17 protein-coding genes and 1 tRNA gene are annotated in these 20,806 nt (G+C 65.7%); 11 read left to right on the top strand and 7 right to left on the bottom strand.

Features of this window, described 5'->3' with window-relative positions; genetic code table 11:
• The 4 genes from AB6M95_RS13535 to rbp all read left to right on the top strand — a co-directional run.
• On the top strand, positions 1 to 1,271 hold a 1,271-nt coding region (locus tag AB6M95_RS13535), incomplete at its 5' end, for an SIS domain-containing protein (RefSeq protein ID WP_371387292.1).
• A 48-nt stretch (positions 1,272 to 1,319) separates the two neighbouring features.
• Positions 1,320 to 2,168 carry an exosortase A gene (gene xrtA / locus AB6M95_RS13530; RefSeq protein ID WP_371387291.1) on the top strand — a complete coding sequence of 283 codons (849 nt, stop codon included), beginning with the start codon at positions 1,320 to 1,322 and terminating at the stop codon, positions 2,166 to 2,168.
• Positions 2,158 to 2,787 carry an exosortase C-terminal domain/associated protein EpsI gene (locus tag AB6M95_RS13525; RefSeq protein ID WP_371387290.1) on the top strand — a complete coding sequence of 210 codons (630 nt, stop codon included), beginning with the start codon at positions 2,158 to 2,160 and terminating at the stop codon, positions 2,785 to 2,787. The genes xrtA and AB6M95_RS13525 overlap by 11 nt, the downstream gene beginning before the upstream one ends.
• Positions 2,788 to 3,192: 405 nt before the next feature.
• A complete protein-coding gene (gene rbp, locus AB6M95_RS13520; RefSeq protein ID WP_371387289.1) occupies positions 3,193 to 3,456 on the top strand; it encodes an RNA-binding regulator in 264 nt (87 codons plus the stop codon).
• Positions 3,457 to 3,643: 187 nt separating this feature from the next.
• Here the strand turns inward: rbp and AB6M95_RS13515 are convergent, their stop codons facing one another.
• On the bottom strand, positions 3,644 to 4,006 hold the full coding sequence (locus AB6M95_RS13515; RefSeq protein WP_371387288.1) for a hypothetical protein: 363 nt from the start codon (positions 4,004 to 4,006) through the stop codon (positions 3,644 to 3,646).
• 417 nt (positions 4,007 to 4,423) lie between these two features.
• On the opposite strand from AB6M95_RS13515, the gene AB6M95_RS13510 reads away from it, so the two are divergent.
• On the top strand, positions 4,424 to 6,547 hold the full coding sequence (locus AB6M95_RS13510) for a Tex family protein (protein WP_371387287.1): 2,124 nt from the start codon (positions 4,424 to 4,426) through the stop codon (positions 6,545 to 6,547).
• A gap of 109 nt (positions 6,548 to 6,656) precedes the next feature.
• Here AB6M95_RS13510 and AB6M95_RS13505 read toward each other — a convergent pair.
• From AB6M95_RS13505 to AB6M95_RS13490, 4 genes are all read right to left on the bottom strand, one after another.
• Positions 6,657 to 6,750 (bottom strand) — tRNA-Sec (locus AB6M95_RS13505).
• A gap of 228 nt (positions 6,751 to 6,978) precedes the next feature.
• Positions 6,979 to 7,395: a hypothetical protein gene (locus AB6M95_RS13500; RefSeq protein ID WP_371387286.1), complete on the bottom strand. Its 417-nt coding sequence runs from the start codon at positions 7,393 to 7,395 to the stop codon at positions 6,979 to 6,981.
• A 10-nt stretch (positions 7,396 to 7,405) separates the two neighbouring features.
• Positions 7,406 to 7,723: a hypothetical protein gene (locus AB6M95_RS13495; RefSeq protein ID WP_371387285.1), complete on the bottom strand. Its 318-nt coding sequence runs from the start codon at positions 7,721 to 7,723 to the stop codon at positions 7,406 to 7,408.
• Positions 7,713 to 8,312, bottom strand: a complete 600-nt coding sequence (locus AB6M95_RS13490) for an RNA polymerase sigma factor (protein WP_371387284.1) — start codon at positions 8,310 to 8,312, stop codon at positions 7,713 to 7,715. The genes AB6M95_RS13495 and AB6M95_RS13490 overlap by 11 nt, the downstream gene beginning before the upstream one ends.
• A 429-nt stretch (positions 8,313 to 8,741) precedes the next feature.
• Here AB6M95_RS13490 and AB6M95_RS13485 point away from each other — a divergent pair, with 429 nt between their 5' ends.
• From AB6M95_RS13485 to AB6M95_RS13460, 6 genes are all read left to right on the top strand, one after another.
• Positions 8,742 to 9,041, top strand: coding sequence for a putative quinol monooxygenase (locus AB6M95_RS13485; protein WP_371387283.1), 300 nt, complete (start codon positions 8,742 to 8,744; stop codon positions 9,039 to 9,041).
• A 144-nt stretch (positions 9,042 to 9,185) separates the two neighbouring features.
• On the top strand, positions 9,186 to 10,190 hold the full coding sequence (locus tag AB6M95_RS13480) for an ABC transporter substrate-binding protein (protein WP_371387282.1): 1,005 nt from the start codon (positions 9,186 to 9,188) through the stop codon (positions 10,188 to 10,190).
• Between the two features lie 69 nt (positions 10,191 to 10,259).
• Positions 10,260 to 11,903 carry an ABC transporter permease gene (locus AB6M95_RS13475; protein ID WP_371387281.1) on the top strand — a complete coding sequence of 548 codons (1,644 nt, stop codon included), beginning with the start codon at positions 10,260 to 10,262 and terminating at the stop codon, positions 11,901 to 11,903.
• Positions 11,890 to 12,930, top strand: coding sequence for an ABC transporter ATP-binding protein (locus AB6M95_RS13470; protein WP_371387280.1), 1,041 nt, complete (start codon positions 11,890 to 11,892; stop codon positions 12,928 to 12,930). Before AB6M95_RS13475 ends, AB6M95_RS13470 begins: the two co-directional genes overlap by 14 nt.
• Positions 12,931 to 13,242: 312 nt before the next feature.
• Positions 13,243 to 15,768, top strand: a complete 2,526-nt coding sequence (locus tag AB6M95_RS13465; protein WP_371387279.1) for a plasma-membrane proton-efflux P-type ATPase — start codon at positions 13,243 to 13,245, stop codon at positions 15,766 to 15,768.
• A gap of 573 nt (positions 15,769 to 16,341) precedes the next feature.
• A complete protein-coding gene (locus AB6M95_RS13460; protein WP_371387278.1) occupies positions 16,342 to 17,733 on the top strand; it encodes an NAD-dependent succinate-semialdehyde dehydrogenase in 1,392 nt (463 codons plus the stop codon).
• A gap of 191 nt (positions 17,734 to 17,924) precedes the next feature.
• Here AB6M95_RS13460 and AB6M95_RS13455 read toward each other — a convergent pair whose 3' ends face one another.
• A complete protein-coding gene (locus tag AB6M95_RS13455) occupies positions 17,925 to 19,328 on the bottom strand; it encodes an NADH-quinone oxidoreductase subunit N (protein WP_371387277.1) in 1,404 nt (467 codons plus the stop codon).
• 15 nt (positions 19,329 to 19,343) lie between these two features.
• Positions 19,344 to 20,801 (bottom strand): complex I subunit 4 family protein, encoded by a 1,458-nt coding sequence (locus tag AB6M95_RS13450; protein WP_371387276.1) that lies wholly within the window; start codon positions 20,799 to 20,801, stop codon positions 19,344 to 19,346.
• Positions 20,802 to 20,806: the final 5 nt, after the last annotated feature.

The raw sequence follows: 20,806 nt of genomic DNA, 5'->3' as shown, positions 1-20,806 counted from the left end.
GGCCCATCCGGAGGATCATCTGCGTGGGCCAGGGCACGGCCGCCGTGGCCGCCATGGCCGTGGCCCGGCTCCTGCGCCGCACCCTGGCCGACACCGGCATGTCCATCGAGTCCTACACCGGCTCGGAGCTCATCGGCTTCATGGGCGACGAGCGCATGGACGACGTGTTCCTGATCCCGGTGTCGCAGTCGGGCACGACCACGGACACGAACCGGGTGGTGGACCTGTGCCGCGACCGGGGCGCGTGGGTCAACTGCATCGTCAACCGGCGCAACTCGCCCCTGGTCCAGAAGTCGGACTCGCACATCTACACCAGCAACGGCCGCGACGTGGAGATGGCCGTGGCCTCGACCAAGGCGTTCTACTCCCAGATCGCGGCGGGCAAGCTGCTCTCGCTGTGGCTGGCGGACGTCCTCGGCACCCTGGACAAGGCCGCGATCTTCCAGGAGATCACCGCCCTGGAAGGACTGCCCGGCAAGATCGACAAGGTCCTGGAAAACAAGGAATCCATCGCGGAAGTCGCCCGCAAGTACGCGCCCGTGCACCGTTACTGGGCGCTCGTCGGCAACGGCGCCAACTGCGTCGCGGCCCAGGAAGTGCGCATCAAGCTGTCGGAATTATGCTACAAATCCATTCCGTGCGACGTCACGGAGGACAAGAAGCACATCGACCTGTCCACCGAGCCCCTGACCCTGGTCATGGCCTCGGACCTGCCCGAGATGGTCGTCACGGACACGGTCAAGGAGACCACGATCTTCAAGGCCCACAACGGTTCGCCCATCGTGTTCTGCGCCGAGGACGAGGACCGCTTCGACCGCGTGGCCGAGGCCACGGTCAAGGTCCCCCGCGCCGGCGGCGGCCTCAATTTCGTGCTCGAGACCGTGGCCGGGCACTGGTGGGGCGTGTCCGCGGCCAAGGCCATCGACGGCCACGCCGAGCCGTTCCGCAAGGCGCGGGTGCTCATCGGCGAGATGCTCGAGGACACGGCCACCTTCGACCGCGAAAAGCTGCTCGTCGCCCTGAACGAGTGCAACGAGCGCATCGCCTCGGGCGCGACCGACTCGGCCCTGCCCGCCCGGGTGGCCGCCGCACTGGCCAACTACATGCTCTGGCTGGTCAACCAGTCCCGGGCCATCCAGGCCACCGAGGCCCGCCTGGCCGACATCCTGACCATCCTCAACAAGGCCATCGAAGAGATGACCCGCCCCATCGACACCATCCGCCACCAGGCCAAAACCGTCACCGTCGGCATCAGCAGGCCGCAGGGGTAGGGCGGCGCAGGATAACGGAACACGCAACGGTCGGGACCCGGAGGACAAGTGACAGTTTCCAAATGGCTTGAAGCAAACAAATGGTACGTTGCCGCGTACATAGTGACCATCGGCCTGGTCTACCACAAGATCATCGCCGCCATGGTCTCGGACTGGGCGCGGGACGACAACTATTCCCACGGCTTTCTGGTCCCGCTGGTCTCCGCCTATTTTCTGTGGGCCAACCGGAAGAACATCCTCCAGGCCGAGATCAAACCGGCCGGCTGGGGGCTCTGGATCGTGCTCCTGGGCGTGGCGCAGCTGGTCGTGGGTTCCCTGGCCACGGAGTATTTCACCATGCGGACCTCGATGATCGTCATCACCGGGGGGGCGATCATCTACGTCATGGGCTGGGAGCCGTACAAGCGGATGCAGCTCCCCCTGCTGTATCTCCTGCTGATGGTGCCGATCCCGGTGATCATCTACGACTCCATGACCATGCCGCTCAAGCTCTTCGTGGCCAAGGTCTCGGTCAAGGGACTGGTCGCCTTCGGCTATCCGGTCCTGCGCGAGGGCAACATCATCATGCTGCCCAACATCACCCTGGAAGTGGCGGACGCCTGCAGCGGATTGCGCTCGCTCATGTCCCTGGTCGCGCTGAGCGTGGCCTTCGCCTTCCTGACCCAGCGCGGCGTGTGGAAGAAGTGGGTGCTCATCGTTTCGGCCTTGCCCGTGGCCGTGATCACCAACATCATGCGGGTCTTCGTGACCGGCATCCTGGCCAAGCATTACGGGAAAGTGGCGGCGGAAGGATTTTTCCACGAGTTCGCCGGGTTCATGGTCTTTTTCGTGGCCATGGTCATCATGGCCCTGATCGGCTGGGCCTTGAAACTGGGGGAGAAGCGCCATGAATCGTAAGTTCGTCCTCGTCTTGGCCCTGCTGCTCGCCGCCGGGGCCTACATCCATCTGGTCGAGCCGAGGCCCATACTCCTGGATCGGCCCCTGGCCGAGTTCCCCGTGACGGTGGGCGAGTGGCGCATGGTCCGCGAGGACGTCTTCTCCCCGGAGATCATGGCCATCCTGCGGCCCACGGACTACATGTCCCGCGACTACGTGGACGGCAAGGGCAACCGGGTGACCCTGTACATCGGCTACCACGGCGGCAGACAGGGCGACGGCGGCATCCATTCCCCGCGCAACTGCCTGCCCAGCGCGGGCTGGTTCACCAGGTCCACCGAACTCGTCCCGGTCCGCCTCGACGACGGCAGGGACATCGAGATCGTGGACACGGTCATGAGCAAGGACGCCTATACGGTCTCCTTCTATTACTGGTACCAGGTCAGGGGAAGGCTCCTCACCAGCGAGTACGCCCTCAAGCTGTCCGAGATGCTGAATTCCCTGAGTTCCAGGCGCAAGGACGCGGCCTTCATCCGCATCTCCATGCCCATCGCCGATGCAAAGCAAGGCCACGAGCCCGTGCTCGACCGTTTCGTCGCGGATTTCTATCCCCTCATTCATCGGTTCCTGCCGAAGTGATGGGGAATGGCCTTGCCTTGCCGGAGTGCGGTAGCCGAATGCCGATGTATTGATTCGGCGGGATGGCCTGTCGTTCGGCCTGCAGGTGCGTTGGCGGAGCAACAAAATGCCCCAAAACGAACCGAGCGGATTTCGAAGCCCAATGCCGGTTGCATCGCTGGAAACGGTATGAACAGTGTTTTTTTATAATTATTTTTGTTTTTATGAAATAGCGCTTGACTTCGAATCGCAAAAGTTGGATAAACGCACCTTGCACCAGCCGCACCCGTGAAGGCGCGGTCAAATTGTGGCCAGCGCTGGTTTTAAGTCTACAAGTCTATCGAGGAGCCGTGTACGCATCTTGTACGCGGCTCCCTTTTTACGGCGCACGGGCGCCATACATTATCACTCTTTTGGAGAATTTGGATGTCTAAGAAACTTTATGTCGGCAATCTGTCCTGGTCCTCTACTGAAGCCGAAGTGCGCACCGCGTTCGAAGCTTTTGGTCAAGTCACTTCCGTCAAGCTGGTCGAAGACCGCGAAACCGGCCGCCCGCGTGGCTTCGGTTTTGTCGAGATGGACGATGCCGGCGCTCGTGAAGCTATCGCAGCTCTCGACGGCAAGGACTTCGGTGGCCGCAATCTGAAGGTCAACGAAGCCAAGCCCCGCGAAGAACGCCCCCGCTGGTAGTTCGCGGATTACGCCCTGAACGGCATGAGCGCCTGTTCTCCTTTGGAGGACAGGCGCTTTTTCGTCGCTGCCCGCAACCGCCGTACGGACAATTGCCCGGGGCTCAAGCGCGGCCTCGGTGGCCGATCCGGCAACAAAAAAGCCACCGGCAGGGGTGGCTTTGGGTAAGGGTCGAAATGCGCTCGAGCTATCCTCCGAACCAACCGGGCGCAATGACTTCAAGGGCCTTGGTGTAATGTACCCGAAGGTCTTCAAGCTTGCCGCCGACGATCTTCTCCTGGTCGCTCAAGCTGCTCGGGCAGGTGCCCTGCATCTGCGCGGCGACGGCTTCGATTTCCTTTACCGTCGACTTGATCAGGTTGATCTCATCGGCAAGGTCGCCGCTCTTTTCGGATGCCAGGACATCATAGAGGCGAGCCTTCCATGTGTTGAGCTCCATTTCCAGTCCCTTGCAATAGTGGGCCACAGCCTCCTGCTTGCCCGCGTCCGTCGGGCAGCCGTCTATCCCCATGCAACTGGGGCACGGTCCGGGGTAATCCATATTCGGCATAGTGTGTCTCCGTAGGGTTGAGGGTTTAGTTCCTGCCATTATACCACACCGACGTTCATCCGGGGGTTATAATCTTGAAAAAAAGAAAAGCCCGGGGGGCCGGGCTCAATGAAGAGCATTGGCCGAAGCGTACAGGAGCCTGGCGTGAGTGCCTCGCGATTGGCCTATCGCCTCGTTGTCGTTGATGATTTTTTTCACCGTTCGTGCCGTCGCGGCCGGATGACCCAAAAACGTCCGCTTTTCCAGGGCGATTCGGAATTCAGGATGAAAACCATAAGGGCGGAATGTATGGGATGCCCTCATGGACGGTGGCGCCGATAAGGAGGCCATGATAGAGAGTGTGCCGATTCGTTGGGCGCAGCCCTTATCCAGGTGAAGAGATAATCACTCATGTATTAAGAAAACAGGAATAACAGCTTGAATGACAAACACATCCAGCGCATCTCGCAAGAACTGGCGCTCTCCGGCAAGCATGTAAAAGCCGTGGCCTCTCTCCTCGACGAAGGGGCCACGGTTCCTTTCATCGCCCGCTATCGCAAGGAGGCCACAGGCAGCATGGACGAAGTGGCCGTCGGCAAGGTCCGTGACCGGCTCGCCGAGTTGTCCGAACTGGACAAGCGCCGCGACGCCATTCTTTCCTCCTTGGCCGAACGGGATATTCTCACCGACGAGCTCAAGATCGCCATCGAGAACGCCAAGGACAAGACCATCCTTGAGGACATCTACCTCCCGTACCGCCCCAAACGCCAGACACGCGCGAGCATCGCCAAGGAACGCGGCCTGGCTCCTCTGGCGGAGTTGCTCTTCAAGCAGTCGGGCGTCGATCCCCAATCGGAGGCGAAGCGCTTTGTCGACGCCGACAAGGGGGTGCCCGACGTCGAGGCCGCTCTTGCCGGCGCACGGGACATCATCGCGGAAGATGTGAGCGAGCAATCCAGAATACGCGGAGCCCTCCGCGTCCTGTTCGTGAAGCGCGGCCGTTTCCAATCCAAGGTCGTCAAGAAGATGATGGAGGAAGGGCAGAAATTCCGGGACTGGTTCGAGTGGGACGAGCCGCTAGTGCGTGTTCCGGGACATCGGGCCTTGGCCATGTTCAGAGGAGAGAAGGAAAAGGTTCTCCGGCTCTCCGTGCGACCGGCGGATGAGGAAGGCGTGGCCCTGCTGATTCGTGAACTGGTCCACGGTTCCGGCCCTGATGCCCGAGAGGTCGAATCGGCCCTTGAAGACAGCTACAAACGGCTGCTTCGCCCCTCCATCGAGAACGAGGTCCGTGCGGAAATCAAGAAGAGGGCGGATGCCGAAGCCATCGGCGTATTCGCCTCGAACCTGCGCGAACTGTTGCTCGCGGCGCCTCTCGGCCAGAAGCGCGTACTGGCGCTTGATCCCGGTTTCCGAACGGGCGCCAAGCTTACCGTTCTCGACGCCCAGGGCACACTCCAGGACCATACCACGATCTATCCGACCGGCTCGAAGAAACAGCAGGCTGACGCGGCGCACATACTCCGCAATCTTTGTTCGCGATATGACGTCGAAGCCATAGCCATAGGCAACGGCACGGCAGGGCGCGAGACCGAGGCCTTCGTGCGAGAGCTTGGCCTTGTCATTCCCGTCGTTCTGGTCAACGAGTCCGGTGCCTCCATCTACTCGGCCTCCGAAGTGGCCAGGCGTGAGTTCCCGGATCTTGATCTGACCGTGCGCGGCTCCGTCTCCATCGGCCGCAGGCTCATGGACCCCCTGGCCGAACTGGTCAAGATCGATCCCAAATCAATCGGGGTGGGACAGTACCAGCACGACGTGGATCGGACCGCTTTGAAAAAAGGACTCGATGACGTGGTGGAGCGGTGCGTCAACTCGGTTGGCGTGGATATCAACACCGCCAGCGTCGAGCTGCTCACCCATGTCTCCGGGCTTGGACCGGTGCTGGCCGAGAACATCGTGGCGTACCGAGACGAGAATGGATCGTTTTCTTCACGGCGCGAGTTGCTCAAGGTGCCTCGGCTTGGCCCCAAGGCCTTCGAGCAGGCCGCTGGATTTCTCCGCGTCAAAGGCAAGGAGATTCTCGACGGCAGCGCCGTCCACCCCGAGCGATATGATCTGGTGAAAAAGATGGCCAAGGACGCGGGGTGCTCTGTTTCCGAACTGGTTGCGAATGAGGACTCCCGGGCCCGCGTGGACATCGGCGCTTATGTCTCTGATGATGTCGGCCTGCCGACCCTCCGGGATATCATGAATGAACTCGCCAAGCCCGGTCGTGATCCGCGAGCGGAGTTCAGCGTGTTTTCCTTTGCCGAAGGGGTGAACGACATCAAGGATCTTCATGAGGGCATGAAGCTGCCAGGCATCGTCACCAACGTCACCAAGTTCGGCGCCTTCGTTGACATCGGCGTCCATCAGGACGGCCTGGTGCATATCAGCCAGCTCTCGGACGGCTTTGTCCGTGATCCTTCCGACGTCGTGGCCGCCGGCAAAGAGGTGGAAGTTACTGTACTCAGCGTTGATGTTCAACGACGGCGAATCGGGTTGAGCATGAAAAAAGGATAATCTCCCTGTCGAACAAGCCGTGTGGCTTGTTCGCAGACCGGTCTGGTGCGGGGGCCCTTGCTTCAAAAGAAAAGAGACAGTCTCCGGACTGTCTCTTTTTGTTGACGATTGGCGGAAGCGTACAGGAGTCGAACCTGCCCGTGACATCACTGCCACACATTGGTTTTGAAGACCAAGCGACACACCGGTGCCGACACGCTTCCTCGAATCTTCGCGTAGGCACGCCGTCTGCGGCGTTGGTCGGGTGAAGACGGGCGGCGTATCGGTATACCCGGTCCCTGCTTCCTCCTCGCGCCTGCGGGGTGCCGGAAAGCGGCGCTAGGCGCGTTCTCTCCGGGGGCCGAAAGGCGGATGCCTACTGGAGTCAGACCCCTATCAAGTTTGTCCGGGTGGGACAAGAGAGTTCTGTTTGGGCGTGATTTTGCACCGGCCTAGGGAAACGGTGGCGGCGGGGGCGGCAGGCGGAAGATGCTGTAGGGCTTCTCCCGGTTGCGCTTGATCAGCTCGTCGAGCTCGGCCTGCTGGGTCTCGGTCAGGTGGCTCTTCACCCGCTTGATGCCGTCGTTGATGATGGCCTGGGCCCTGGGGCGGAGCTCGGCATGGATTTCCTCAAGGCGGTCCAGGGTGGCGACCACCTCGGCGCGCACCGCCTTGGCCGCCTCGTCGGTCAGGTCCAGTTTCCGTGACAGGGTGGTGGACAGCCGATCGGTCATCTGAGCCAGAAAGGCCTCTCGGTCCTCGGGCGGGGCGAAGTGGAGCCTGAGGAACAGGCCGGTTCCGGCCACGCCGGACAGGGCACCCGCCAGGAAGACCGCCAGGAAAGCGGTCCAGATCTTCCAATTACGCATGGGGCGCTCCTTATATGCCGAGGCCGGGCGCGCCGAAGTGGAGTGCCTGGCTGGTCAGGACCAAGAGGATCTGGGCGGTCAGGTCATTGAGGACCCAGACGGCGGTCAACAGGCTGACTCCGGACACGGCCGCGGCCGCAAGGGTGAAGCGGGGGGCCAGCCGGTTCAGGCTCAGGTCGAGATCCAGGTTCATGGCCGAGGCGTGCAGCCGGGCGGCTTCGCCCAGGACGGCGTCGCGCCAGGACTGGTCGGGTCGCCAGCCGGGGCGGGCCTCATGAATCCCGGTGAGCAGGGTGTGAAAATTCTTGTTGGGGGATTTACGCTTCATGCTCCTCTCCTTGGATGCCGTAGCGTTTGAGAAAACCTTTGAGTTTCCGTTTGGCCCGGAAGGCGCGCACCTTGACGTTGGGCACGCTGATGCCGAGCATCTCAGCCGTCTCGCTGGTCGGTCGTTCCTCCAGATAGCTTAAGGTCATGACCATGCGGTCAAGCGGCGAGAGCATGGCCAGGACCGCGTTCAATATCTCGCCCAGTTCCCGTTGTTGGGCCAGGGCCTCGAATTCCTCGGTCGAAGTCGCGGCCAGGGCCATATCCAGCCAGTTTTGTCCGTCTTCGCTCAAGTCGCATACCGGAGCTTCCTTGTTCCGGTACGTCCTGCGCCAGTAATCCTTGCAGCAGCGCAGGGTCACGATGGTCAACCAGTTGCGGAACGGCTTGATCGGGCGGTAGCCCGGCAGCCCCTTGTACGCCCGGATGAAGGCCTCGTGCGCCACCTCGGCCACCTGATCGTGGGGCACATGCGCCGCAACCAGCTGCGAGACATGGCTCTCGTGCCGCTTGAGCAGGAGCGCAAAGGCGTCCCGGTCGCCATCAAGAATGCGCTCGATGACTTCTGCGTCGTCCAAGTGTACGGGCATTCGACCCTTTTATCGTTGAAGTGCCATCAATGTCCGCAGCATGCCTCATGCGCCGCGATGCCACAAGCGGGTCCGCGCCCCTTTCCCGGTATGGGGCCGCGCGGTGCGCGGCCCCCCGGGGAGATCGATCCTTCGCCATGGGGGGGGGCGGGAGACGGTGCCCCTTGCCGTTGGGGTTGCCGGATCGAAATAACGGGGGTCTCCGGCCGGAGGGAGGGGACGCCGCGCCCGGCGCCGGGCCGCCCGGAAACCTGTGGGTCGGGAAACGCACCGCCCACAGTGATAACATCGCCACGCGCCCGGCTGCGGTTACACGGTTTTCGGCCCGGCGAAAAAAAGGGCCGTCCGCCGGTTGCCCGGCCGCCCGGCGTGGGCTACCGTGTCCCGGTCCGCCGGGATTGCCCCGGCGCAAGCATAAGGAGTGAAGACATGGCAAAGACTTACGTGACGGCCGTGATCATGGCCAAGGACGGCTGCGAGGCCCTTCTGGAAACCGAACTGCGCAAGGTGGTGGACGAGGTCCGCGCCGAGCCCGGCTGCCTGCGCTACGACCTGCACCGTTCAGGCTACGGGAACGCCTTTCTCTTCTATGAGATTTGGGAGAGCCCGGCCCACCTCGAAGCCCACGGCCGTACCCCGCACATGGCCGCCATGCACGAGGCCACGGCGAGCCTGACGGCCTGCCCCACCGAGGTCAATCTGTGGGAGGCGGTCGACGCGGCCGAGTAGGGCGCGTTGTCCAATACATAGCCCTTGTCTATGGGTGGTGCAGTACGTATAGCTGTTAACGATTTTTCGGAGCCCCCCGAATCCTATAGGATCTGCTGACAGGTGGAAAAGTCCTCTATGAACCTCAAGGAGTTGGAGTACGAAATGCGCACACTGAAATTCGCGGGCTGGTTCATGGCCCTGGCCGTCGCGGTCTGCCTGTCGGCGGGCGCGGCCCGGGCCGAGGAAAAGAAACTGACCATGTACGTGGCCTACGGCGGTCCCGAGGTCATCGCCCAGAAGTTCGAGGCGGCCACCGGCATCAAGGTGGAGTTCCTGACCATGTCCTCGGGCGAAGTGCTCACCCGGCTGCGCGCCGAAAAGGCCAACCCCGGCGCGGACGTCTGGTTCGGCGGCGGATCCGACGCCTTTATCCAGGCCAAAAAGGAAGGGCTGACCGCGCCGTTCAAGGCCCCCAACGCGAGCCGCGTGGACAAGGCCTTCAAGGACCCGGACGGCTACTGGACCGGCGTGTCCCTGGTGGTGGTCGGGTTCCTGGCCAACACCGACCGGCTGGCGTCCAAGGGGCTGAAGGTGCCCATGACCTGGGACGCCCTGGCCTCCCCCGACTACCGCGACGAGGTCTCCGCCTCCAATCTGAACACCTCGGGCACGGCCTACACCACGGTCTCGGGCGTGCTCCAGATCAAGGGCGAGAAGGCGGGCTGGCCGTTCCTGGAAAAGCTCTACGCCAACATCCCCTTCCTGACCAAGAGCGGCTCGGCTCCGGGCAAGATGGCCCTGTCCGGCGAATTCGCCGTGGGCATCGCCCCGGATCCGCACATCCTGGCGGGCAAGAACCCCGACGCGCCGCTGGCCGTGGTCTATCCGTCCGACGGCGTGCTGGCCTGGCCCTCGCCGGTGTCGATCATCGCGAACGCCAAGCACCCCGAGAACGCCAAAAAGTTCGTGGACTGGTGCCTGAGCCCCGAGGGCCAGAAGGTCCTCATGCAGGCCTCGCCCCGCGTGCCCACCACGGACGTGGAGACCCTGCCCGGCGTGCCCAAGCTCTCCGACCTCAACCTGGTGGCCTACGACATCCTGCGCTGGGGCGACGAGCGCGAGCGGGTGGTCGCCGAGTTCAACAAGCGGTTCCCCAAGTATCAATAGACCGGGAAAACGGGCCTCCGTCGATTCGCCGGGGGCCCGTTCCCGTTTTTGCCGAGGAATGAACCGGCCATGCCCGAGCCGAGCGCCCCGCCCCTGCGAAACCGGGGGTACCTGATCTCCTGCGCGGCCTTTGCCGTGCTCCTTCTGCTGGTGGGCTATCCGGCCCTGACCGTGCTTCTGGAGAGCGTGCGCCCCGGCGGCCAGTGGGGGCTCTCGGCCTACGCGCGGCTGTGGACCGGCCCGCGCCTGGGGGCCGTGGTCGGGTCGAGCCTGGGCGTGGCCCTGGCCGGGTCGCTGTTTGCCTCGCTCATCGGCGGGGCCGTGGCCGTGGTGGTGGCCAAGACCGCCGCGCCGCTGCGGAAGCTCATGGCCGCGACCGCGCTTCTGCCCATCATCCTGCCCGGCTTCGTGACCTCCATCGCCTACATCTTCCTCTTCGGGCGCAACGGACTGATAACCTACCGGTGGCTGCACATCTCCTGGGACGTGTACAGCTGGAAGAGCGTGCTCGTGCTCCAGACCCTGGACCAGACCACCACGGCCTTTCTCCTCTCCCTGGCCGCCCTGCGCAACATCGACCCCGCCCTGGAGGAGGCCGCCGGGAGCCTGGGGGCCGGGCCGTGGCGCGTGCTGCGGACCATCACCCTGGCCCTGGCCTCGCCGCTGGGCGCGGCCGCGTTCCTGCTCAACTTCATGCACTCCATGTCCGACTTCGGCACCCCGCTGGTGGTCGGCGGGCCCTTCGACACCCTGGCTTCGGCCTCGTACACCCAGCTCATCGGGCGCTACGATCCGGCCACGGCCTCGGCCCTGAACGTGGTCCTGCTGGCCTTCTGCCTGCTGGCCTATTCGGGCTACGGCGCGCTCGAATCGCGCTTCGGCCGGGACCGGGTCATGGACCAGGCGCGGCCCGTGGCCCGGCTCGACCTGGGCTGGCCGGGCAGAGCGGTCTGGTGCGGTTGCCTGCTCTTTTCCCTGTTCATGCTCGCCCTGCTCGGGGCCGTGCTCCTGGCCGCGTTCACCCGCAACGCCGGGGCCGGGCTCGCGCCCACGCTCATGTACTTCGAGACCGTGTTCACGCGCGGCTTCGCCAGCGCCCGCAACACCCTGGTCTTTTCCCTGGCCGTGGGCGCGGTTTCCGCCCTGGGCGGGCAGGTCCTGGCCTACCTGATAAAAAGGGTGCGCATCCCGGGTGCAAAGGCCCTGGACGTCCTGGCCACCCTGCCGTTCGCCGTGCCCGGCACCTTCATCGGCGTGGGCTACGCCCTGGCCTTCAACCGGCCGCCGCTCATCCTGACCGGCACCTGGGCCATCGTGGTCCTCAACCTGGTCGTCCGCAAGCTGCCCATGGGGTTGCGGGCCGGGGCCTCGGTCCTGGCCCGGCAGGACCGCGCCCAGGAGGAGGCTTCCCTGTGCCTGGGGGCCTCGCGGCTGCGCACGTTCCTGCGGATCATCCTGCCCTCGGTGCGCACGGCCATGCTGGCGGGCGGGCTGTACGCCTTCGTCACCTCGGTCCAGGCCCTGGGGTCGATCATCTTCATCATCACGCCGGGCACGCGCCTGTTGTCCGTGGACGTGTTCGAGGCGGTGGTCCGGGGCGAAGTGGGCCAGGCCGCGGCCTTTTCCACCATCATGCTGGCCATGGCGGGCGCGGGCGCGGCGCTCATCGTGCTGGCCGCAACCCGAAACGGGAGGCGCAATGACATCCGCTAGCCAAGGGCATGTTTCCGCCGGGGCCGACATCGAGCTGACCGGCGTGACCAAGGCCTACGCCGGGACACCGGCCGTGGACGACCTGACCGTGCGTTTCGAACCCGGCGAGCTGTGCTGCCTGCTCGGCCCGTCCGGGTGCGGCAAGTCCACCACCCTGCGGCTCATCGCCGGGCTGGAGCAGCCGGACGCGGGGACCATCCGCATCCGGGGCCGCGACATGCGCGGGCTCACCCCGCAGGAGCGCAACCTCGGCTTCGTCTTTCAGAACTACGCCCTGTTCCCGCACATGGACGTCTTCGACAACGTGGCCTACGGGCTGCGCAGCCGGGGCGGCCTGCGCGAGGCCGAGGTCCGCGAGGCGGCCCGCGACGCCCTGGCCATGGTCCGCCTGGACGGGTACGGCGCGCGCCGGGTGCACGAGCTCTCGGGCGGGGAGCAGCAGCGGGTGGCCCTGGCCCGCGCCCTGGTCACCGGCCCGGACGCCCTCCTGCTGGACGAGCCGTTCTCCAACCTGGACGCCCGGCTGCGCGAGGCCATGCGCTTCGAGCTGGCCGAGCTGCGCGCCCGGCTCGGCATCACCACGGTCTTCGTCACCCACGACAAGGAGGAGGCCTTCGCCCTGGCCGACCGCATCGTGCTCCTGCGCGACGCCCGGCTGGAGCAGGAGGGCACGCCCGAGGACCTGTATTGCAACCCGGCCTCGCCCTTTGCCGCCGGGTTCCTGGGCAGCGCCAACTGCTTTGCCGGGGAGGAGGGCGGGCGGCTGGAGACCCTCTTCGGCCCCCTGGCCCGGACCGGGCAGGGCGGCCTGTTGGTCCTGCGCCCGGAGCGCCTCCGACCGGAGCCGGATGAAGGCGGCCCCTTCACCGTGGCCGAGACCCTGTTCATGGGCCCCTACGTGCGCTACCTCCTGCGCCTCGAAGCGGACCCGTCCTTCCCGTCCGTGGAGGTCCACTGCCCGGCCTTCGAGCCGCGCCTCGCGCCCGGCGCAAGGGTGCGCGTCCGCCTGCTCCCGGAACGGTCCTGAGCCCGTCCGGCCCGCGTCCACGATTGCGACGATTTGGTTACGGGCGTTGTCCGGGCTTTGCATCCGGCGGCGATCTCCTGTGAAATGAGGATGTTGCCGGAGCGCGGCGGGTTCCCGCCCGACAAGTCGACTCAAAGCGCCCGCCCCTTTCCTAAAACGGACCGCGTGTGATATGTTGTCAGGTATCGTTATCGCTGCCCCCTCGCCGGAGCCGGGCAGACAAGGGTCCGCCGCCACATCGTGGACGGGCGACCCCGGACAGGCCTGCAGCACAGTAAGCACGCATCGCGGACGTTTCGCGGAGGACATACCATGGGCACTCAGCATACGGATACGACCAGCAAGGAACAGGATTACCGCAGCCCCGAAGAGGTCTTCAAGGACCTGGACAGCAGCGCGCAGGGACTGAGCGGGGCCGAGGCCGCCAAGCGGCTGGAGCAATACGGTCCCAACGCCCTGGAGGAGCACAAGATCAGCCCCCTGATGAAGTTTCTCGGCTACTTCTGGGGGCCCATCCCCTGGATGATCGAGGTGGCCGCCATACTCTCCCTGGCCGTGCGCCACTGGGCCGATTTCTTCATTATCCTGGCCCTGCTCGTGTTCAACGCGGTGGTCGGGTTCTGGCAGGAATACCAGGCGGGCAACGCCGTGGACGCGCTCAAGAGCAAGCTGGCGCTGAAGGGGCGGGTGCTGCGCGACGGCACGTGGCAGAGCGTCGAGGCCCGAGATCTCGTGCCCGGCGACGTCATCCGCCTGCGCATGGGCGACATCATCCCGGCCGACTGCCGCTTGGTGGACGGCGACTATCTCAGCGTGGACCAGTCCGCCCTGACCGGCGAGTCCCTGCCCGTGCAGAAGGCGGTGGGCAACCTGGCCTATTCCGGGGCCGTGGCCAAGCAGGGCGAGATGGAGGCCGTGGTCACGGCCACGGGCGGGGAGACCTTCTTCGGCAAGACCGCCCGGCTGGTGTCCGACGCCAAGGCCGTGTCCCACTTCCAGAAGGCGGTCATCAGGATCGGCGACTACCTGATCTTTCTCAGCCTGGCCCTGGTGGCCGTGCTCATCGTGGTCCAGCTCTTCCGGGGCACCCCGTTCCTGGAGCTGGTCCAGTTCGCCCTGATCCTGACCGTGGCCTCCATCCCGGTGGCCATGCCCGCCGTGCTCTCGGTGACCATGGCCGTGGGCGCGCTGGCCCTGTCCAAGCACAAGGCCATCGTCTCGCGCCTGGAGTCCATCGAGGAGATGGCCGGCATGGACATCCTCTGCTCGGACAAGACCGGCACCCTGACCCAGAACAAGCTCAAGCTGGGCGACCCTGTGGTCTTCGAGGCCAAGGACGCGGCCGAGCTCATCCTGGCCGGGAGCCTGGCGTCCAAGGCCGAGAACGAGGACGCCATCGACATCGCGGTCATGGACGGGCTCGCGGACAGGGACGTCCTGTCCACGTACACTCAGGAGAAGTTCGTGCCCTTCGACCCGGTGGGCAAGCGCACCGAGGCCTCGGTCAAGGGACCCGACGGCGCGGGCTTCAAGGTCAGCAAGGGCGCGCTCCAGGTCATCCTGGACCTGGCCGGGGTGGACGACGCGGCCCGCGCCAAGGCCGAGGACGCCTCCCACGGCTTCGCGGTCAAGGGATACCGGACCATCGGTGTGGCCCGCAGCGAGGACGGCGGCGACTGGCGGTTCCTGGGCATCCTGCCCCTGTTCGACCCGCCGCGCGAGGACTCCAAGGAGACCATCGAGCAGGCCGGGAAGCACGGCATCGAGGTCAAGATGGTCACCGGCGACAACCTGGCCATCGCCAAGGAGATTTCCGGCCAGCTCAACCTGGGCCAGAACATCGCCGTGGCCGGGAAGTGGCTCAAGGCGGACGGCGAGGACGGGGCCAAGCCCCTGGAGGCCGCCGAGGAGGTGGAGCAGTCCGACGGATTCGCCCAGGTCTTCCCGGAGCACAAGTTCAACATCGTCAAGCTGTTGCAGTCGCGCGACCACATCGTGGGCATGACCGGCGACGGCGTCAACGACGCGCCCGCCCTGAAGCAGGCCGACATGGGCATCGCCGTGAGCGGGGCCACGGACGCCGCGCGCATGGCCGCCGACCTGGTCCTGACCGCGCCGGGCATCTCGGTGATCATCAACGCGGTGGAGGAGGCCCGGCGCATCTTCGAGCGCATGGACAGCTACGCCATCTACCGCATCACCGAGACCATCCGGATCATGATCTTCGTGGTCCTGGCCATGATCGCCTTCAATTTCTATCCGATCACGGCCATCATGATCATCCTGCTGGCCTTCCTCAACGACGTGCCGATCATCACCATCGCCTACGACCGCACCTGGCTGGACCCCCACCCGGTGCGCTGGAACATGCACCGGGTCCTGTCGGTCTCGCTGGCCATGGGGCTGACCGGGGTGCTCGGCAGCTTTTTGATGCTCTACCTGGGGCTGACCTGGCTGCATCTGTCCATCGCCGAGGTCCAGACCTACATATTCCTGAAGATGGCCGTGTCCGGGCACCTGACCCTGTTCGTCTCGCGCAGCCGGGGGTACTTCTGGAAGCGGCCGTATCCCGCGCCGGTGATGATCTGGTCCGCCGTGGGCACCAAGATCCTGGGCACTTTCGTGGCCGCCTGGGGCTTCGGGCTCATCGCGCCCATCGACTGGGCGGCCATCGGACTGGTCTGGGCCTATTCCCTGGTCTGGGCCTTCCTGACCGACTTCGTCAAGATGGCCATCTACCACCATATGGGCGAGGGCGCGTCGCACAACCGGACCTTCCTGTGCCGGGTGCGGGAATCCCTGCACGCAGGGTTCTGCCCGGACAGCCCAAGGCGCTGACGGCGATGGGCCGGAGTCCGGCCCGCCGCGACGGCGAAGGGGCCTGCGCCGCATGGCGCGGGTCCCGGGCCCCGGCCGGGGCGGGGAGCGTGAAGGGACGCCTTTCTGTTTGGGCAATGTGAGGAACGTGTCGCATCCGACACGGAATCGACTGGTTCAGGAGGCGGAAAAGGGGTATGGTCCGTGTTGGCCGTCCCCGTCCGTCCGGCCGCCGGTGGAAGGCCGGGGACCGGTGGGGTCGATCGGACCGAAACCTGAAAAAGAAGGCCAGGAATTTTCCGATCCTTATTGACAATGATTATTATTATGCTATTAATGTCCTCAGTTGCTTGTACCTTTTGCCGACTACATACCTGAAGCCGAATGCATCGAACCCTGTGCATCGCTCGAAATCCGACTCAAGCAATGTAGTTCATCCGCCCCGGGCAGAACGCCCGGACAGCATCAGGGCAGCCAGCCCGCGACGGGAAAGGACTCGGTGACGCGGACCGCGTTCGGTCCGCCTCCCTCTCAACCGCACCATCCCGGGGCAAGCTGCCGATACCGGGCGCCAGGCGCCCAAGGAGTCAAACCATGAGTTACGCCACCATCAATCCGTATTCCGGTGAAACCGTCGCCACCTTCCCCTATGCCACCGACGACGAGGTCCGTCAGGCCCTGGACAACGCCCAGGCCGCCTTCGAATCCTGGAGGGAGACCTCCTTTGCCGAGCGCGCCGCCGTCATGCACAAGGCCGCCGAGATCCTGCGCAGGGAAAAGGCCGAGTACGCCCGCCTGCTGACGCTGGAGATGGGCAAGGTCACGGCCGAGGCCGAGGCCGAGGTGGACCTGTCCGCCGACATCTTCGACTACTACGCCAAGCACGCCGAGGCCCAGATGGCCCCGCGCAAGCTGGAGGTCGATCCGTCCACCGAGGGCGAGTACATGCTTCTGGCCGAGCCGCTCGGCGTGCTGCTGGCCATCGAGCCGTGGAACTTCCCCTACTACCAGGTGGCCCGCATCATCGCGCCCCAGCTATCCGCCGGAAACACCCTGCTGCTCAAGCACGCCTCCATCGTGCCCCAATCCGCCGCGGCCACGGAGAAGCTGATGCTCGAGGCCGGTCTGCCCGCCGGGGCGTTCACCAATCTCTACGCCACCCGCGACCAGCTCGATCTGATCATCAACGACACCCGCGTGCGCGGCGTGGCCCTGACCGGCTCCGAGAAGGCGGGCCAGGTGGTCGCCACCCAGGCGGCCAAGGCCCTGAAGAAGTCCACCCTGGAGCTGGGCGGCAACGACGCCTTCGTGGTCCTGGCCGACGCCGACCTGGACAAGACCGTCAACTGGGGCGTGTTCGGGCGTCACTGGAACGGCGGCCAGGTCTGCTGCTCGTCCAAGCGCATGATCATCGTGGACGAGCTGTACGACCGCTACCGCGAGAAGTACGTCAAGGGCGTCGAGGGCCTCAAGGCCGGCGACCCCTTCGATCCCGAGACCACCCTGGCTCCGCTGTCCTCCCGGGAGGCCGCCGACCAGCTCAAGGAAAAGATCGCCGAGGCCGTGAAGCACGGCGCCACCGCCACCGAAGTGGGCCCCAAGGTCCCGGAGACGGGCGCGTTCGTGCAGCCCACCATCCTGGAGAACGTGGGGTTGGACAACCCGGCCCGCTACTGGGAATTCTTCGGCCCGGTTTCCATGCTCTTCCGCGCCAAGGACGAGGACGAGGCCGTGGCCATCGCCAACGACACCCCGTTCGGCCTGGGCGGCTCGGTCTTCTCCTCGGACTTGAAGCACGGCGAGGAAGTGGCCCGCAGGGTCTCCACCGGCATGGTCTTCGTCAACCGTCCGACCATGGTCAAGGCCGACATCCCGTTCGGCGGCATCCGCAATTCCGGCTACGGCCGCGAACTGCTCGACCTCGGCCTGAAGGAGTTCGTCAATCACAAGGTGGTCGGCGTGGCCGGTATCGACGGCGCGTTCTAGCCTGATTCCGAAACGGCATAAAAGGGCGGTCCCGTTCGCGGGGCCGCCCTTTTTCATTGGAATGCATCGCCAGCGAAGCAAAACAACACGCGCCGCAGGCGCATAACCGGGATGCAAGGGTGCGAACCCTTGCCCGCCGGAGGCGAAGTTACCTGTCCCTCGCCGCGAAGCGGCCATCAAAACCTGATTTGTTAAGGAATCAACTGCAAGATAGGCGAAGGCGCGAGCCCCAAACCGACCAGGGCGAGCAGGACAAGGAACAGGGCCACGCCGCCTCCCACGGTCAGCCGCTCCGGGAGCGACGGCGCGCCGCCCTCGCGCAGATAGAGGGCGACCAGGGGGCGCAGGTAGTAGAACACGGACAGGGCCGCGCCCAGGATGCCGATCACGCCCAGCCAGTTGTAGCCGCCCATGATGGTCGCCCGGAAGAGCAGCAGCTTGCCGGTGAACCCGGCCGTGGGCGGCAGTCCGGAGAGTCCGGCCAGTCCGGCGGCCAGCAGTCCGGCGGCCCAGGGGCGCGTCCGGCCCAGGCCGCGCAGGGAGGCCAGGGAGTCCACGGGCTCGGGGCCGTCGTCCAGCAGGGAGAGCCCGCCGAACGCGGCCAGGTCCATGACGGCCAGGGCCGCGGCGTAGAACATGACCGGACCCGGCCCGGCCTGGTTCACGCAGAGCACGCCCATGAGCAGGTAGCCCATGTGCGCGGCAGAGGAAAAACCGAGCATGCGCTTGATGCTGTCCTGGGCCAGGGCCGCCAGGTTGGCGGCCAGCATGGTCAGGGCGGCCAGCCCCCAGAGGACCGGGACCGTGGCGGGCCACAGCTCCGGGCCCAGGGCCAGGACCACGCGCAGCAGCGCGCCGCCCACCGAGGCCTTGACCATGGAGGTCAGCAGGGCCGCCACCGAGGCCGGGGCCCCGCGATAGACGTCCGGGGCCCAGAGGTGGAACGGGGCCAGGGACAGCTTGAAGGCCACCCCGGCCAGGACCATGGCCAGGCCGACGAGCACGGTGCCGCCGCCCTGCGGGGCGCGCAGGCTGTGCGCGATGTCCAGGCTGCCCGAGCCCGCGTAGACGAGCCCGATGCCGAAGAGCAGCACGCCGCTGGCCGTGGCGCCCATGACGAAATACTTGACCGAGGCCTCGGTGCCGCCGCTGTCCTTGCGCAGGCCGATGAGGATGTAGAGCGGCAGGGAGAGCAGCTCCAGGCCGAGGAAGAAGGCCAGCCAGTTTTGCCCGCCCGCCAGGATGATGCCGCCCAGCAGGGCGGTCAGGAACAGGGCGTGGAGTTCGTCGTCGTGCTTGCGCCCCTCGCGCTTGAGCTCGGCCCCGAAGAAGAGCAGCACGCCCAGGCCCAGGGCGCAGATCAGGGGCAGGAAATAGGCGGTCAGCATGTCCGTGGCCAGGAACGGCCTCAGGGCGGGAATGTCCGGCCCGCTTGCCGGGTACACGGCCAGGCCCAGGGCTCCGGCTGTCAGCGTGGCGGCCAGGGTGACGCCGTACAGTCCCGCCGGGCGCTTGAACAGGGTGCCCAGGACGAAGCAGAGCAGGATGCCCAGGGTGAGCAGCAGGTGCGGTGCGAAGAGGAGGATATCGTGCATGAATGCTCCCTTTGCCTAGACCGGCCTGCCCGCCGCCAGGGCGTTGAGCGGTTCGCGGATCAGGTCGAGCAGCGGGCCGGGGTGCACGCCGATGAGCAGCACGGCCAGGGCGAAGACCGACAGGATCAGGATTTCACGGCCGTCCAGGTCCACGGCCTTGCCGGACTCGGTCAGCAACCCCGGCTGGCCCAGCACCGTGCCCCGCAGCAAGCGCAGGACATAGGCCAGGCCGACCACGATGCCGAAGAAGGCCAGGGACGCGCCTGCCGGATAGACCTTGAAGGAGCCGAGCATGATCATCAGCTCGCCCACGAAGTTGGACAGGCCGGGCAGGCCCGCCGAGGCCACGGCGAAAAAGACCATGAACGCCCCGTAGACCGGCATCTTCCCCCACAGCCCGCCGAAATCGGAGAGCTGCCGGGAGTGGAACCGCTCGGCCAGCATGCCGGCCATGACGAACAGCGCGCCCGTGGTCAGGGCGTGGCTGACCATCATGACCACCGCGCCGGACAGGGCGGTGCGGTCGTGAGCGAACAGGGCGAAGGTCAGCAGCCCCATGTGGGCCACGCTGGAATAGGCCACCAGCCGCTTGGCGTCCTTCTGGGCCAGGGCGGTCCAGGAGGCGTAGAACAACCCGGCCAGCCCGAGTCCGGCCAGCCACGGGGCGGCGGCCGCCACGGCCTGGGGGAACAGGGGGATGGCCCAGCGGAGCATGGCGTAGGCCCCGGTCTTGAGCAGGACCCCGGCCAAAAGCAGGCTGCCCGCCGTGGGGGCCTGGGTGTGGGCGTCCGGCAGCCAGGTGTGGACCGGCAGCAGCGGGGTCTTGACCGCGAAGGCCAGGATGAAGGCCGCCGCGCACCAGCCCTGCATGGCCCCGGGCACCGGCGAGGCGGCCAGGGCGGCCAGGGACGGATTCACGCCGGTCAGCATGAGCCAGACCACGGCCAGGAGCATGGGCAGCCCGCCGACCATGCTGAAGACGAAGAACTTGAGGGCCGCGTAGCGCCGCCGCTCGTGCCCGAACCGCCCGATGAGGAAGAACATGGGGATGAGCTGCGCCTCCCAGAAGAGGTAGAAGAGCAGCAGGTCGCGGGCCAGGAACACGCCGATGGCCGTGCTCAGGGCGGCCAGGAGCAGGCAGTGGAACACGGCCACGCCCTCGCGGATCTCGCGCCAGGAGGTCAGGATGCCGAGCACGCCGAGCAGGGCCGTGAGCAGGACCAGGACGTAGCTCAGCCCGTCCATGGCCAGGGAGTACTGCACGCGCAGGAGCGGAATCCAATCGAACCGTTCGACCAACGGCCCGGCGGCGAGTACCCTCGGCAGGAGGACCAGGGCCAGGGCCAGCTCGGCCAGGGCGGCGGTCAGGCAGATGAACCGGGCCTGGGCCGGTTGGCGGTGGAAAAACAGCCCGGCCAGCCCGCCGAGGAGCGGGAGCAGGATGAGTGCGGTGAGCAGCGGGAAATCGTGCATGACGG

This window comes from Pseudodesulfovibrio karagichevae (genome assembly GCF_041414475.1).
Lineage (GTDB): Bacteria > Desulfobacterota > Desulfovibrionia > Desulfovibrionales > Desulfovibrionaceae > Pseudodesulfovibrio > Pseudodesulfovibrio karagichevae.
Note: the sequence above shows the minus strand (reverse complement) of the source record. Positions and strands in the feature narration are given on the sequence as shown.

Excerpts from the sequence above, each read along its gene's own strand:
- AB6M95_RS13525 (WP_371387290.1), top strand. The coding sequence starts at position 2,158 with ATGAATCGTAAGTTCGTCCTCGTCTTGGCCCTGCTGCTCGCCGCCGGG.
- rbp (WP_371387289.1), top strand. The coding sequence starts at position 3,193 with ATGTCTAAGAAACTTTATGTCGGCAATCTGTCCTGGTCCTCTACTGAA.
- AB6M95_RS13515 (WP_371387288.1), bottom strand. The coding sequence starts at position 4,006 with ATGCCGAATATGGATTACCCCGGACCGTGCCCCAGTTGCATGGGGATA.
- AB6M95_RS13500 (WP_371387286.1), bottom strand. The coding sequence starts at position 7,395 with ATGCGTAATTGGAAGATCTGGACCGCTTTCCTGGCGGTCTTCCTGGCG.
- AB6M95_RS13495 (WP_371387285.1), bottom strand. The coding sequence starts at position 7,723 with ATGAAGCGTAAATCCCCCAACAAGAATTTTCACACCCTGCTCACCGGG.
- AB6M95_RS13490 (WP_371387284.1), bottom strand. The coding sequence starts at position 8,312 with ATGCCCGTACACTTGGACGACGCAGAAGTCATCGAGCGCATTCTTGAT.
- AB6M95_RS13485 (WP_371387283.1), top strand. The coding sequence starts at position 8,742 with ATGGCAAAGACTTACGTGACGGCCGTGATCATGGCCAAGGACGGCTGC.
- AB6M95_RS13480 (WP_371387282.1), top strand. The coding sequence starts at position 9,186 with ATGCGCACACTGAAATTCGCGGGCTGGTTCATGGCCCTGGCCGTCGCG.
- AB6M95_RS13475 (WP_371387281.1), top strand. The coding sequence starts at position 10,260 with ATGCCCGAGCCGAGCGCCCCGCCCCTGCGAAACCGGGGGTACCTGATC.
- AB6M95_RS13470 (WP_371387280.1), top strand. The coding sequence starts at position 11,890 with ATGACATCCGCTAGCCAAGGGCATGTTTCCGCCGGGGCCGACATCGAG.
- AB6M95_RS13465 (WP_371387279.1), top strand. The coding sequence starts at position 13,243 with ATGGGCACTCAGCATACGGATACGACCAGCAAGGAACAGGATTACCGC.
- AB6M95_RS13460 (WP_371387278.1), top strand. The coding sequence starts at position 16,342 with ATGAGTTACGCCACCATCAATCCGTATTCCGGTGAAACCGTCGCCACC.
- AB6M95_RS13455 (WP_371387277.1), bottom strand. The coding sequence starts at position 19,328 with ATGCACGATATCCTCCTCTTCGCACCGCACCTGCTGCTCACCCTGGGC.
- AB6M95_RS13450 (WP_371387276.1), bottom strand. The coding sequence starts at position 20,801 with ATGCACGATTTCCCGCTGCTCACCGCACTCATCCTGCTCCCGCTCCTC.